The sequence below is a fragment of the Deinococcus sp. QL22 genome (genome assembly GCF_023370075.1).
Classification (GTDB): domain Bacteria; phylum Deinococcota; class Deinococci; order Deinococcales; family Deinococcaceae; genus Deinococcus.
Genome location: NZ_CP097152.1, coordinates 90,561 through 103,936, shown reverse-complemented (window position 1 = coordinate 103,936; position 13,376 = coordinate 90,561). Strand labels below are relative to the sequence as shown.

At 60.4% G+C, this 13,376-nt stretch carries 14 protein-coding genes and 3 pseudogenes; 8 read left to right on the top strand and 9 right to left on the bottom strand.

The window, feature by feature from the left end:
• Positions 1-351: 351 nt before the first annotated feature.
• The 4 genes and pseudogenes from M1R55_RS32375 to M1R55_RS22555 form a co-directional block, all read left to right on the top strand.
• Positions 352-471 (top strand): annotated as a pseudogene (locus M1R55_RS32375) (site-specific integrase); the annotation flags it as partial.
• A 209-nt stretch (positions 472-680) separates the two neighbouring features.
• Positions 681-791 (top strand): annotated as a pseudogene (locus M1R55_RS32370) (site-specific integrase); the annotation flags it as partial.
• A gap of 227 nt (positions 792-1,018) precedes the next feature.
• Entirely contained in the window at positions 1,019-1,348 is a 330-nt protein-coding gene (locus tag M1R55_RS22560) for a cyclic-di-AMP receptor (RefSeq protein WP_249395640.1), read from the top strand.
• 85 nt (positions 1,349-1,433) lie between these two features.
• Positions 1,434-2,194: pseudogene (locus M1R55_RS22555) on the top strand (IS3 family transposase); the annotation flags it as partial.
• A gap of 7 nt (positions 2,195-2,201) precedes the next feature.
• On the opposite strand, the gene M1R55_RS22550 reads toward M1R55_RS22555, so the two are convergent.
• Positions 2,202-3,373, bottom strand: a protein-coding gene (locus M1R55_RS22550; protein ID WP_371827197.1) for an IS3 family transposase whose coding sequence is annotated in 2 segments (ribosomal slippage) — positions 2,202-3,091 and positions 3,091-3,373 — 1,173 coding nt in all. Because the reading frame shifts where the segments join, the coding sequence is not laid out codon by codon here.
• A 160-nt stretch (positions 3,374-3,533) separates the two neighbouring features.
• Positions 3,534-3,920 (bottom strand): hypothetical protein, encoded by a 387-nt coding sequence (locus M1R55_RS22540; protein ID WP_249395639.1) that lies wholly within the window; start codon positions 3,918-3,920, stop codon positions 3,534-3,536.
• A 279-nt stretch (positions 3,921-4,199) separates the two neighbouring features.
• Here M1R55_RS22540 and M1R55_RS22535 point away from each other — a divergent pair, with 279 nt between their 5' ends.
• The 3 genes from M1R55_RS22535 to M1R55_RS22525 all read left to right on the top strand — a co-directional run bounded on the left by M1R55_RS22535 (position 4,200) and on the right by M1R55_RS22525 (position 7,558).
• Positions 4,200-6,869, top strand: a complete 2,670-nt coding sequence (locus M1R55_RS22535) for an ATP-binding protein (RefSeq protein ID WP_249395638.1) — start codon at positions 4,200-4,202, stop codon at positions 6,867-6,869.
• Positions 6,870-6,994: 125 nt separating this feature from the next.
• Entirely contained in the window at positions 6,995-7,225 is a 231-nt protein-coding gene (locus M1R55_RS22530) for a hypothetical protein (RefSeq protein ID WP_249395637.1), read from the top strand.
• Between the two features lie 9 nt (positions 7,226-7,234).
• Entirely contained in the window at positions 7,235-7,558 is a 324-nt protein-coding gene (locus M1R55_RS22525; RefSeq protein WP_249395636.1) for a hypothetical protein, read from the top strand.
• A gap of 193 nt (positions 7,559-7,751) precedes the next feature.
• Here M1R55_RS22525 and M1R55_RS22520 read toward each other — a convergent pair whose 3' ends face one another.
• The 6 genes from M1R55_RS22520 to M1R55_RS22495 all read right to left on the bottom strand — a co-directional run bounded on the left by M1R55_RS22520 (position 7,752) and on the right by M1R55_RS22495 (position 11,711).
• On the bottom strand, positions 7,752-7,958 hold the full coding sequence (locus tag M1R55_RS22520) for a hypothetical protein (RefSeq protein WP_249395635.1): 207 nt from the start codon (positions 7,956-7,958) through the stop codon (positions 7,752-7,754).
• A 1,281-nt stretch (positions 7,959-9,239) separates the two neighbouring features.
• Positions 9,240-9,923 carry a hypothetical protein gene (locus M1R55_RS22515; protein ID WP_249395634.1) on the bottom strand — a complete coding sequence of 228 codons (684 nt, stop codon included), beginning with the start codon at positions 9,921-9,923 and terminating at the stop codon, positions 9,240-9,242.
• 169 nt (positions 9,924-10,092) lie between these two features.
• On the bottom strand, positions 10,093-10,425 hold the full coding sequence (locus M1R55_RS22510; RefSeq protein ID WP_249395633.1) for a hypothetical protein: 333 nt from the start codon (positions 10,423-10,425) through the stop codon (positions 10,093-10,095).
• A gap of 229 nt (positions 10,426-10,654) precedes the next feature.
• Positions 10,655-10,948: a hypothetical protein gene (locus tag M1R55_RS22505; protein ID WP_249395632.1), complete on the bottom strand. Its 294-nt coding sequence runs from the start codon at positions 10,946-10,948 to the stop codon at positions 10,655-10,657.
• Positions 10,945-11,160 (bottom strand): hypothetical protein, encoded by a 216-nt coding sequence (locus tag M1R55_RS22500; RefSeq protein ID WP_249395631.1) that lies wholly within the window; start codon positions 11,158-11,160, stop codon positions 10,945-10,947. The genes M1R55_RS22505 and M1R55_RS22500 overlap by 4 nt, the downstream gene beginning before the upstream one ends.
• 41 nt (positions 11,161-11,201) lie before the next feature.
• Positions 11,202-11,711: a hypothetical protein gene (locus tag M1R55_RS22495; protein WP_249395630.1), complete on the bottom strand. Its 510-nt coding sequence runs from the start codon at positions 11,709-11,711 to the stop codon at positions 11,202-11,204.
• Positions 11,712-12,104: 393 nt separating this feature from the next.
• Between M1R55_RS22495 and M1R55_RS22490 the strand changes: the two genes are divergently transcribed.
• On the top strand, positions 12,105-12,398 hold the full coding sequence (locus tag M1R55_RS22490) for a hypothetical protein (protein ID WP_249395629.1): 294 nt from the start codon (positions 12,105-12,107) through the stop codon (positions 12,396-12,398).
• Between the two features lie 297 nt (positions 12,399-12,695).
• Here the strand turns inward: M1R55_RS22490 and M1R55_RS22485 are convergent, their stop codons facing one another.
• Positions 12,696-13,223 (bottom strand): DinB family protein, encoded by a 528-nt coding sequence (locus M1R55_RS22485; protein WP_249395628.1) that lies wholly within the window; start codon positions 13,221-13,223, stop codon positions 12,696-12,698.
• Positions 13,224-13,376 lie beyond the last annotated feature (153 nt).

Below are 13,376 nucleotides of genomic sequence, written 5' to 3'. Positions count from 1 at the left end.
CGACAATGAAGGCATGGTGCGGAGCTTCCTCGCGATCCTCCGCGGGCCTCTCTGCTCGAACCGCCCGTGCTTATAAGGCCTCGGCAAACTTCTCCAGCCTGCCGAGCGAACCGGCTTCAGCCTCATTCGACCCGAACGAGACGCAGGGGCGCTTTATATCCGATCTTTGGAAGTCACGGGACTGGCTCCTTCAAGCATTCGCGTTCAGCTGGCTGCCGCCCGGGCCCTGTTCTGCGCCCTGCGCTGGGCCGGAGCCACTGCTCTTGATCCCTTCAGTGATGCTCGCCCAGTTCAAGACAAGACCGCCCCTGGGAACCCTATACCGACCACGAAGTCCAAGCCCTGCTCAAGATGACCGCTCCCCGAGATCGGGCGCTGATTCTCCTCTGCGCCCACGGTGGCCTCCGCATCGAGGAAGCCCTGCAGTTAACGTGGAACGATCTTGACCTGCCCGGCGGTGTCCTGACGGTTCAACACGGTAAAGGCGGCAAAACTCGCCGCGTGACCCTGACCCGTACTTTGATCGCTGCTCCGCAAGTCTTGCCCCGAGAGGGCGCGGTCATTGGTGGTACGCAGACTGCCGCCCGGCGGCGCCTCCAGGTCATCGCCAACCGGGCCGAAACCCGTTACCGGGGCACGCCTTCCGCCACTACGCGGGCACCCGCCTCGTTCGGCAGACCGGCAGCCTCGAGTACGCTGCCCGCCACCTCGGTCACCGCAGCATCGAAACCACCCGCGTCTATGCCAAATGGAGTGACCAGGCCCTAGAGGACGCACTCGCGGGCTGGTGAACAGCAGGCCACGTCGAAGTTCCAAGCTCGGTTGCGTTATTGATCGTCCGTTGAGTGGTCTTGAACCTCTCAGAATCACGTTGTCCTTGGCAGCTTGGATCCGTTGACCTTAGCAACATGGCCTCTGACTCATTGGCCAGACTCAGTCAACGGACGACCAAGAGATGCCCCAGCCACATCACCCATCGTCCCGCGCCCCTCACTGCCGCTCTGGTATCCTGCGCCTCATGAAGCTCGTGCTGGCGGTGATTCAAGACGCAGACGCCTCTGCGTTGGTTCGGGTGCTGACCACGAACGCGTTTGACGTCACGAAACTCGCCAGCACCGGCGGATTCCTGCGCGAAGGCAACACCACCCTGATGGTTGGCGTCACCGATGAGCGGCTGGCCGATTTAAAACGGCATGTGCAGCAGACCTGCCGCGCCCGCACCCGCCTCGTCACTCCCGGCGTGCCGATGGGCGAGCAGCACGAAGGCTTATCCGGCGATCCCATCGAAGTGGCTGTCGGCGGCGCGGTCATGTTCGTGATGGACGTGCAGGAGTTCGTCAAGATTTAACATCAGCGTGACCGCATGCCCACAGCAGCCAACGCTGATCGTCATTGCTCGGCACTTACGTTGAGGGTAAGTCGCGTTTGCACACATGGAGTTCAGCCCCGATCATAGGAGGCACCCCACGACCCAACGCAAAACGTATACCGCCGAATTCAAGCGAGACGCTGGCCAACTCGCGCAGTCCACCGAAAATATCGCAGGCACCGCCTGCGACCTTGGCATTGAACTTTCAGCCTTGAGAAAGTGGATCAAAGCCGACCAGCACAGCGGGGAGTTGGCCTTCCCTGGTCAGGGCCGTCAGCTGTTAACACCCGAGCAAGAGGAACTCAAACGCCTGCGGAAAGAAAACGAAATTCTGCGTTAGGAGCGCGAGATACTGAAAAAAGCCGCGGCCTTCTTTGCCAGAGAGACCACACGTTGAAATATGTGTTCGTTAGGGAGTGGCGCACCCAGTATCCGCTGAAAGTTTTGTGTCGGGTGCTGAACGTGTCCAGCAGCGCATCCGTGAGCTGCACCAAGCGAGCAAAGGAAGGTACGGTGCGCCTCGTCTTCAGACTGATCTGCGTGCTGAAGGACGACACGTTTCCCGAAAGCGGATTTCGCGCCCCTTGCGGGTGGGTGGTCTCCGGGCCAAGGGAAAGCGACGATTTGTGCGTACACCCGACCGTGACCCTGGCGGTGCAGTCTGTCCCAATCTGCTCCACAGAGAATTCACCGTTCAACCTGCCAATACGGTGTGGGGCTCTGATTTGACGTTTATCAAGGCCAAATATCTAGGCCAAAGAGGGCTGGCTGTATTTGGCGATCACACTTGACCTGCATTCGCGAGCTGATATTGCAATGCCTTCGTGGAGGATCAGTTCAGTGTGGCGCGGTGTTGCTCAAAGCGAGTCGGTGAGCGGTACCCCAAGCTAGAGTGACGACGCTCGCGGTTGTAAAACACCTCAATCCACTCAAAGACCAGATTACGTGTGTCAGCGCGGTTTCCTTGTGCTGTGTCGAGTTCCAGTTCCAGCTTGAGGGTGGCGAAGAAGCTCTCCATCGCCGCGTTGTCCCAGCAGTCTCCCTTTCGGCTCATACTTTGGAGCGCCTGGAGGCGCTCCAGTGCTTGTCGATACTCGCGACTCGCATATTGAATTCCCTGGTCCGAATGATGGAGCAATCCTTGTCCAGGACGCCGAATCTGCTGTGCCATGTCCAGCGCAGCGACGACCAACTCGGTCTGCAGGGTGGCCCGCATGGCCCAACCCACGATTTTGCGAGAGAACAGATCCATCACCACAGCGAGGTACATCCAGCCCTCAGCCACGGGTAAATAGGTAATATCCGTCACCCATTTCTGATTGGGTTGTTCGGCAACAAATTCGCGATTCAGTAGATTTTCGGCCACTGGGTGCGGGTGTTTTGAATTGGTGGTCACGCGAAATTTCCGCTTGCAGCGAGCCTTCAGTCCCGCTGCCTTCATCAGCCGAGTAATTCGTGCTCGGCTGACCTGTTTTCCCTCGTCCACGAGTGCGGCTTGGACACGAGGGGCACCGTAGGTGCCCCTACTGACTTGATGAATGGTTCGAATGGCCTCGGTCAGAGCGACGTCTTCCACCCGATAGCAGTTTTTGGGCCTTCTCCACCACGCAAAATAGCCACTGACCCCGACACCGAGCGTCTTGCACAGCCGCTCAATGCTGTACTCATGCCGATGCTGCTCAATGAACCCGTAAATTAGTGGTCTTTGGCGAAGAAGGCCAGTGCTTTTTTCAGAATATCGCGTTCCTGACGGGTAATTTCCAGCTCTCGTTCTAGCTTCTTGAACCGCGCTTCCTGCTCACTCAACGCGGCGACGCCGCGTCCGGTGAATTGGGGGCGGCCCACCGCCCCTTGTTGCTCGTGATGCTGTTTCCAGCGTACGACTAAATACGGTGGAACACCCAAGTTGCGGGCGATCTCAGCGCAGCTTTTCTGGCTGCTGATCACCAGACGCACGGCTTCTTCTTTGAACTCGGCGGTGTAGTGGTTTTTACTGGCGGTCATGTCAGTCTCCATTGTCGGTCAGACTGAACTCCTCCTCCACAGAACCCTAGCAAGATCAGAGTCATCGTGGTATTGAAGCCACGTTCATCCAGAAAGACCAGCCGGGCCGGAGTCTGAAGGTCGGGCATGGCGGTCATTCAGGACCTGCTGACGTAGTTCCTCATTGGGTTCGGCGGCGACCCGCGTTTTTTGTGTAGGTGATGCCATGTCGCCGGAAGACCCGGTCGACGGTCCGGTCACTGATCTTGAGACCAGTCTTGGCCTCCAACAGGCGAGCATGCTCTTCCAAGGTCGCGTCAAGATTCTCCTCCAGCAGCTGGAGGAGAATCTGCTCCTGCGCGCTCTGCACGCTCGAGCGACGCCCGGTCGGGCGTTTGACTTGTGAGAGGGTACCTGCCTCATGTTTCCTCAGATAGAACGCGATGGTCCGAACATCGACTCCGAACGTTTGGGCCACCCACGGATGGTGTTGCTCGTTCAGTGCAGCCGCGACCATCCGTTCTCGGAGATCAATGCTGTACCCACGTGCCCCGACCCGTTTTCCCATCCTCTTATTCTGTCAAATGCTCTAAGAGCAGCAGGGGGCCCTGGGAAGCGTCGCGGCTCGAGGCGAGCAAACAGTGGACGTCAGCGAGCAATCTCTCAGGGAACCCGTGGGCTGAACGAACTCAGACTTGCCCTCAGGTGCCCTGAGCTTGAGATCTTCTTCACCGCACCCTCAAGTCCCGCTCAACCTGCTAAAACGCTCCATATGTGCCCTGCCGAAGGTAATCCCTCCACCCTGAGCGAAACGCTCTTTCAAGAGGGCGGTGAGATGGGGCGCCTGATGCGGACGCTTGATTGGGAGCGCACCCCTCTCGGATCACCCGAAACCTGGTCACTTCAGCTCCGAACCTATGTTGAGTTGATCCTGGCCTCCAAGCAGGCGATGTACCTGGGCTGGACACACCAATTGATTGCCCTCTACAACGACGCCTACCGCCCCATCCTCGGAGTGGACAAACATCCGGGCGCCCTGGGTACCCCCACCGCCGAAATCTTCAAGCACGACGGCTATCCGGGTATCAAGCCCTACTTCGACGCTGTGCTAGAACGCGGAGAGAGCATCGTTTTCGTGGACTTACTGGTGCCGTTGATCCGTCACGGTTACCTTGAAGAGTGTTACTTTGACGCCAGCTATACCCCGGTTCGTGGGCCGTATCAAGTCGAAGGAATGTTGGCCACTGTCAATGAGACCACGGAGCGCGTCCTCGGGGCACGCCGCACCCAGACCCTGGCGCGCCTCACCGCCCGGCTCCTCAGCCTGGAGACTGCAGCTCAAGTGACTGCAGCGGTCATGCAGAGCGCCGACGACAATCCTGCTGACCTGCCCTTTATCCTCTTGGCCTTGCCCACACGGGACGGCGCCCTTCAGTGGTCAAGTTCAGCCGGGCTGAACGAGACGGAAGTTGAGGTGTTGAGTGCCCTCTTCGAACCCTGGACATCAGGAGACCAAACTCAAGTCTTGACCACCTCTGCGGTTACGGTTGAGCCCTGGCCTGAACCCGTGATTCATACGGCCGTCCTGCCTCTGCACCATCCAGACCAAACCACACCTCTCGGCTTTCTGGTGATCGGCCTGAATGCCCGTAAGCGCCTGGATGACCCTTACCGTGACTTTCTCCAGGTGCTCGGCAGCCAAGTGGCAGGTGCCCTGCGCACCGCCCAGCTCACGGCACGCCTCCGAGAGCAACACGCCGAACTCGAGGCCCGAACCAAGATGCTCGAAGCCTTCAGTGAGCTGACACAAGATCTCAGCGTTCAAGGCGATCCCTTACAACTTATCCGCCAGACGCAAGAGGTGGTGTTGCCCCTGCTGTCCCCTGGATTCTCGCAATACTACGAACCTCAAGACGGCTTGTGGGTGATCAAGTCGCAAGTGGGTCAAACCAACACCCCAGAGTTACAGGCCCAAGTGGGTGCGGGGTTGGCCTTTGACAGCACCCCTAACCTGCTGATCCCGTGGCACAGCGGCGAAGCGTATTACCAAGACCAGTACGACCACGGCGCCGATCAGCTCACGGGAAGTCAATCCTATCCAGGTGCGACCGTCACCCTGCCGCTCTCGGTGGGCGGGCAACCACGTGGCATCCTGGGGTTTGCGCTCTTTCACGAGCAACAGTGGTCCCGGACGGATCGCGCGCTCCTTGAAACGGTCATGAGCAGCCTCAACCTCGCCCTCGAACGTGCCGAGCAGGCCCGCACCCTGCAAACCCAACGAATCGAAGTCGAGAGCCGCAACGCGGCTCTGGAAGCGTTCGCCCAGCTGTCCCGCGATTTGGTGTCCGAGACCGACCGGCACACCCTGATTCAGCGGGCACAGGAGATTGTGCTGCCCTTGCTGCCCCCGGGCTACGCGGTGTATTACGAACTGGAAGGCGGCCGGTGGCGAATGAAATCTCAGGTGGGTGACCTCGGCAGTCCCGCGTTGCAAGCCTTGGTCGATGCCGGCTTTTCGCCAGACGTCCCCACCCTCTCGGTTCCGTTCACGACCCAGCAGCCGTTCTACCAGGATGTGTATCCGCAGGGCGCGGATACCCCCGTGGAGGCGGTGGAACACATTCAGGCCGTCACCACCTTGCCCGTCTTATTGCATGGCGTGCCTGTCGGCTTGTTCCTGATTGGTCTGTTTGACCAGCACACCTGGACGCCCGTCGACAAGGCCGTGCTGGAGACCACCCTGCGCAGCCTGACCCTGGCGCTGGAACGTGCTGAGCACACCCGGCAGTTGACAGTGCAGCGCGATACGCTGGACGCCCGCACCCTCGCGTTAAGCGATGCCAACGAGGAACTGGAAGCCTTTGCCTACAGCGTCTCACATGACCTGCGCACGCCTGTCCGGCATATCGCAGGCTTCAGCACGCTGCTTCGCACCTCGCTACAGGATCAGCTGACCGACCGATCTGCACGGTATCTCAGCGTGATTGATCAGGCGGCCCAGCGCATGAATAGCCTCATTGACGCGATGCTTGACCTCTCCCGAACATCGCAGCAGCCTCTCTCGCTCCGGTTGGTGGATTTAGACCAGCTGGTGATGGAGATTCAAACAGAGCTGGAACTTGACCTGTCCGCACGGGCAATCACCTGGCAGGTGGGGCCTCTCCCGAGGGTGATGGGTGATCAAGAGCTCCTGCGGCAGGTGATGGTCAATTTGCTGTCCAACGCCTTGAAGTACAGCCGTCAGCAGAGCGAAACGGTGATTGACGTGTGGGCCGAGGATCAGCCCGAGACCTGGACTGTCTTTGTCCGGGACAACGGGGTGGGCTTTGATCCGCGGTATGCCGACAAGCTGTTTGGCATTTTCCAGCGCCTCCACCGTCAAGAGGACTTTGAAGGCACGGGCGTGGGGTTGGCCAACATCCGGCGGATCATTGCCCGGCACGGCGGCACGGTGTTTGCGCGGGGGACAGTTGGGGGAGGAGCCACCTTTGGTTTTGCCCTGCCCAAGCCCCTTTGAGCTGGCCAGCTGAAGCAGAGGCGGGGCAACGTTACGAAAGGAGTTCAGGGCGAGAGAGCAACACTCAACCCGACGTTTACGCTGGGGTCATGGTCTCTCGGCAGGTGTTGCGTACGCTAAAGCCCGTGACCACGCCACCGACTGCTTCCGAGGCTCCCACCTCGCTCCAACACCACAGAACCCGACGACAGGTGGCGGAAGCTTTGGCCTTGCTGGCCGGCTCTCCCCGTGAAGCAGACCTCGCCTCCTGGCTGAAAACGTGGTACCTGAGTTCGGTCCAGTGTGCCCATCAACTTGACCAGGTGTATTCCACCGCTCAATATCTGGCTCACCGCCCCCGACCCTTCTTGGCCTGAGGATTCAGCATGGACACTCTGGAAGCACAGCACAACGTCACCCTCAGTGCCGTCTTGCATACCCAGCATGCCCTGACCCGAAGTCCTTTCCCGGAGGCCAAGGTCTTTGCACGCATGGTGCAGTTGTTGGAGACCGCGTTGAGGAGTACCTCCGTCTCCGAACTGCGAGCCACGCAAGATGAGGCCGAAGCCTCCCGTCCCACCCTCCGCACGGCCGATGCTGAAGCGGGGGCTGCTTCACTGGAGGCCAGTCCTCAGCTCAGTGAGGAGGCACCATTAGCCTCATCTGAACCGGAGTTCAGTCCATGTGGCACCTCTGGCGTTCAGCCTTGATCACCGGAGGCACCCTATAACTTGGCGCAAACGTAGACCGACGCCAGTGACACGTCGCGGCAATCACCTCCTCTTCCGCCTCAGAGGAACGTCTCGGCGTCCAAGCACTGTGTAGCGTCGCCTTGCGGATGCCCGCCCAGCAAGAAGTATGGTTCGCGATGCACGGCACATGTTGGCCGGTGTCAGCGCACGTTCAGGTGGGCGCTTTGTTCTGCAGCGGCACAGCTGTTGCTCGTCGGTAGAGGCCAGAGAGGTGTTCGCGATCACCCGTTCGGAGCTTGAAGAGGGCGGCCCCGGTTTGACCGTCCGCCAGTTGAAGACTTTCCAGTTTCAAGGTTTCAATGGTGGCGAGGTCAGGCGGAGGAGTTTGGTGGTTGGTGGGGATTTTCTCTTTGGGCATGAATGAATTCTTCCGCCTGCTCAAGCGCGGGCTCAGGCGGGCACACAGTATCGCTCAGTCGACAGGGGGACGAACGGAGGCTGGGGACAGTGTGTGGCTCGCTAAACCCGATTGGAAGACAGACACCAAAATCACCGTTCCAAGGGGCTGATTTTCCTTCGTGACAGTGTAGGGCTGGAGTGGGGGAGGGGAAATGTCCGTCATACAAACCTCACAGGGAGAAAAGGGGTTGTGGAGTTAACAAAAAGAGGAACTACTCTATGACAGGTGCGGAGACAGCCATCTTGTGAGCTAGGTCGAAGAGATAGGCTGGCCCAGCACTGGCCGCCACCGCCGGGCCAGAAGAGCGACGACAGCCTGCCGCACGCCAGAAGAAAAGGTGACCCGCAGCTCACAGCAGAGCCTCTCAGCAGTTCGGCAAGGGCAGCCGCCGAAAGCACGGGCAGGACGACGCCGTGGATATAGGGTCGGGCCCGAAGCAGCAGGGCTGCCTTGACGGCCTGATCTACCTAACCCAGTCCCCGGCACCACTCATCAAACGTGGCAGCCTGGTCGTGCGTCGGGAATAGCGCAGAGGTGAAGTAGACGAGTGGTGCTGGGTGCCCGGTGAGCGCGAGGAGGGGCTTGGGTGGGCGGGTGTATATGCATTTGACCTCCACAGAAGTTGGGGTAGGGAACCCCCCCCCTGTGCTCTGTGGTTTTCGCGCGCTGCGGGCGGACGCCCCAGCGTGCGGAACCGCTGTTGAACGCCACCGCCCCTTGGACATCGTGCTCGGAACGCCTGTCCCCGAGGATCAGGTCGGTGTCCTAAGTGCACAGCCACTTCCACCCCAAGGGTACTCACCGGCCGGTTGGCCCAATGGAACCAACCCCTGATGCTGCAGGCCCGTGCGGTGATTCAGTCCTTCCGGAATCTGTTGGTGCACGGGCGATCTCATGCTTGCTCTTTGACCTGTAGGGGCACGGCGTCTGCTCGGCGGTAGAGGTCCGTGAGCCGTTCGCGGTCAGGCATGCGGAGCTTGAACAGGGCGGCGACCTTCTGGTCATCAGCGGATTACAGGCTCTCGCGGGCCAAGTCATCGGTGGTGGCGGGATCGGGGGTGGGGCTGGTGGTAGGTCGGGATCTTGCCTTTGGGCATGTCGGGCAGTCCTCCACCCGCCGAGGCACAGGGCCAAGGCGGGCAGAGGGAAAGCGGATGGGTTGTTAGTGACGCTTAACGGCCGGAATCTCCTGAACTGACGAACCAGCCTCAGCCACTGGAGCCCGCACCAAATCTCTGTTCACCGGTAGATCGGGAAGATCACTGAGCCTGCTTGGGTATCCCAATGGCCCACCCCCCATTTAAAGAGGCTGACCCATTTGTTGCCCACCTGCTCTCCAATCGTCAGGGTGCTCTGTGAAAACCGGTTCTTCGTTTGGGACGCACCAAACTTGACGACCACCACATTCTTTCCGGCTTTCAGGAAAGGTGTCAGATCAAAATTACCGTCGCTGTCCAGACTGCTCACACTCTCTCCGTTCAGCGCAATGTCGAACTGAACAGGTTGGGAGGGGTGAAACTTACCGAACAGACTTACTTTTCCAGGTTTGGCCGTGGTAGACGGCTTGGCCATAAAGACAAACGTGCTGATACCCGCTTTGGTGTGGACATCGGAATCTTTCTTAAACAGTGTGCGCCACTTCCCGTCTTGCCCCGCGCCCAGCGTCAACGTACTTTTGGAGAATCTGTTCTCGTTTTTCCCAGGATCAACGTCGACTGTCAGGGTATTCTTGCCGGTCTTGACCCAGGGCGTGATGTCCATGTTGCCGTCTGCAGCACGGTGCAGCAGGAGGGTTTGCCCATTCAGGCTGACCCGGAATGTCGCGGGCTGGGAGGGGTGAAAGTCGGTCGAGATCACATACTGTTCCGCTTGCGCCGCTGACGCACAGGCCAGAAGTGCGACGAAGACAACCTGGTGTTTCATGCCTGAGTTTGCCGTTCGCTGGGGTATGAAGCATGAGATAGATCAATCATCGCTTGTCAAAAATGATGTGCCAGGTACGGTCGCTCGACACACGGCTCGCTTTTCAGGCGATGGCCAGACCTCCACTAGTCCGGCCACTCCACCTAGTGTTCCGGCAGATCGGTCACCGTCAGGGCAGGCTATTCGCGCTCGGCCACGGCGGTGACCCACCGGGCCAGCGCCTGTGCGCTGCCAAGCGCCCGGTGGGTCGCCGCTTCTGGAGGAACCGCCCATCTGACGGCACGCCGCGAGCAGCGACGCCCAGCGCCAGTCCCCGTGGTAGTCCGATCAATCGCCAGTGCAGCGGGCCAAACGCCTCCATCGCGCAGCGCCACCTCGGTGGGTCACCGTCCGCAATCAGCCCGTGCGCCTCGTGCGAGGTCTGCAGCCGCGCCCGGTCAAGCTCAGCATTGAAGGCCACGATCCGGCAGCCCGCGAGCAGGGGCCACAGATCGGCGATCACTTCCGTCCAGTTGGGGCGTCCGCGAGCTCCGCGTCACTCAGACCCTGCACCGCTTGCGCTCCTGGCTCCACCGGAACCGTGGGCCGAACTCGGCTGTGGAACTCCATGCTGCCGTTTCAGTCTACCAGGCCCACCTCAATGACCTCCCCGGTGAGCCCTGTCGTTTCGGTGTCCAGATACAGCGTGTCGAGGTCGGCGTGCCAAGCCCGGAAACGCCGCACCGCGGGATTCATAGCGTTCTGTACAGCTTTAGAGCGTCCCGCTCGGCCTCGGTACACGCCCCTTTCCGCTGCGCCGTTTCGTTAACCTTACGGGTTTGGACGGCCTGCACGCCTGCGGCCACCCGCACGGGATCAACCATGCGGACTTCGCTGGCCCGGTACAGATCGCAAGTCACGTACCCTTTCCGGGTGCGGAAGCGGTACTCGGCCACCGGTGGGCCAAGCGGAACCAGTCCCAGCCGCTTGAGGCCTGTGCGGTGGTTCAGCCCGTCGGGGATCTGATCATGGACGGGCAGGCTCATGCCTGCTTCTTTTCTTCGAGCAGCACGGCGTCTGCGCGGCGGTACAGGGCGGTCAGGCGTTCGCGGTCTTTGCTGCGGAGGTAGAACAGGGCGACCACTGCTTGGCCCTGAGCGGGTTGCAGGCTGGAGTCGGCCAGCGCTTCGGTGGTGGCCAGCTCTGGCGGATGAGTTTGCTGGCAAGTGATGATTTTCACTTCGGGTATAGGGGACACGTCCTGTGCGGGCCAGGGCAGGATGATGGGGATCTTTTGGCTTACTCAATCCAGCCGTACGCGTGAGACACCGCGGCTCGGTAACGCTGAAACATTCGATGTTCTGCCGCCCTGCGCACGGCTTGAGTCAGCCCGGACAGCAGATGCTCGTGCTGCTGGTTCCAGACGTAGAACTCTGGCAGATGCATCTGCCAGAGTTCTTTCTGGTCAGCCGCCTTTTCCCCCAGCTCGACTTGATGCACCCGTACTCCCGGGAGGGGAAGCGCCTCATACCGTGCCAACGCTCTGGCATCCAAGACTTGACGGGTCTGGACTGCTTTGAGCATCACCACTTGGTGGGCATGGGCACGTTCTTTGGCGTGGGCGAATGCCTCGGTGGCTTCCACCTGCACCACCCGTGTTTCGAGATACAGCTTGATCGGCTTGGGCATCCGATGCCCGCGTTTATTGATCCAGCGCTCGTGATCGTAGGGATCCAGAAGCGCCCTGATCATCCCCGGAGTCCAGCCCCGAGCTTTCAAGTCTTGGAGAGTCAGGTAGGCGTCGGTCATGTAGAGGGCAGTGTGTCAGACAATTCGGAGGGCAGCACCAGGCGGGGAACGTGCAGCGCATGGAGGTCAGTCGGCAGCGTAGCTGGGACGACGGTACTTCAGGGTGATGTCTGTGACGCTGAGGGTGTCTTGGGTCTTCAGGTGCAGCAGAGGCGTGCTGCCAGGGCGCTCTTTGACGTCCACCACTTGACTGGGTATTGGCGTTGAGTTCCCAGAGGCCCAGATACCGGCTGAAGGCGGCGCGGGGCATTTGGCAACAGAGCTTGACAAGAGCGGCCAAGTCCTTGAACAGAGGTGGAAGCGTAAGAATATTTCGACTTTTTACCCCCTTGAATGATCTCTCGCCCAAGACCTGCAGGCCCAATACCAGCAGGGACGCTTCAGACTCCAGAGATGAATTCGTCTCCCCGTGCCCAGTGGGCTGAAGAAGCCTTGGCTGGTGTCGGACGGGAAGAGTCTGAAGCCCTCCAGGTCTGCTTTCAGGCGTTCGCCCCCCTGCTGTTCACGCTTGCGGAGCGGGCGCAGGTGGCCGACCCGGAACGGGCGGTGGAAGCGGTGTTGCGGGATCTCGTGACCCATCATTTCGGCTGGCCTCGTTCTGGTCTGTCTGCGCGGGTGTGGGTGATTGGAATGGCCCAGCGCCGGTTTCAGCTGCTGCGTCAGATCCCGCCCAGCATTGCTGTCTAAACTGGAGTAACCCGGACATCTCCTCAGGTGCTCCCCAACGCCATGGAACGAGAATCAATGAACGCGTTGGAAGTCGCGGGTGGAACACCTCTGCGGTATCTACCGACGAGCAGACGCCGTGCCGCTGCGAGTCAAGGAACGCGCCTGAGCCTGCCCACGTGAACTCCAAAGCCGCTTTGTCCCATTGACTTTGCTCCCGCACCGACGCGTCTTCAGCTACAGCAAGCGTGGCTTGGCGCCGAGGTCAACGTCTGTGAACCAGCCAGTGAACCACAGTCTTTTGACTGTTCTACTCCGTCATCCCCTCTGCCCCTTTCTTCCCGAATACCGCTCATTCAACCCCTCCACATGCGCCCGCTCGTGGCCCAGCAGCATGTAAGCCAGCGACCGCACGGTGACCCCCTGTCCACTCGCTGTGCCTCGACGCTCCCAAGCCGCCTCAGGCAAATGGCTGAGCCAGGATAGATGGCCCACTCGTACTGCCTCGAACTCGGTCAGCAGGTCCTCGAGCGTGTAGCGGCCAAACTCGGCGCTGTCCATCCAGTCGTCCTGCGCAAAGCCGGGCAGGGGGGAGGTGTCGCCCCGGGCAAACGCCAGCGCCCGGTACCCGAAGACCCGCTCGGTGTCGGTCATGTGCCCCAGCACCTGCCGCACGGTCCATTTGCCCGGGGCATAGGCCTGGTCTGGACGGTCTGCGAAGGCCAGCACTGCGGCCCGGGTCAGCGGAGCCTGTGCCCGCATGGCCGCCAGCAGGTCGGTCTCGGGCACCATGTTCACATAACGGGCATAAAAGTCGCTGTGGTCGGTAGGCAGGGGTCTGGTCATCTCGGCATCTCCTCGGGCTGGGGTCTTCTCCGTGCTCTTTGTCCCGTCACGGGTTGATGTTCAGATTAAACATGCTGGTGCTGTCCCGCTCATTGTCGCTGATGGGCTGCAGTGGTGTGGCTGGGGGTAGAGCGGAACCCGTGTATGAGGTCG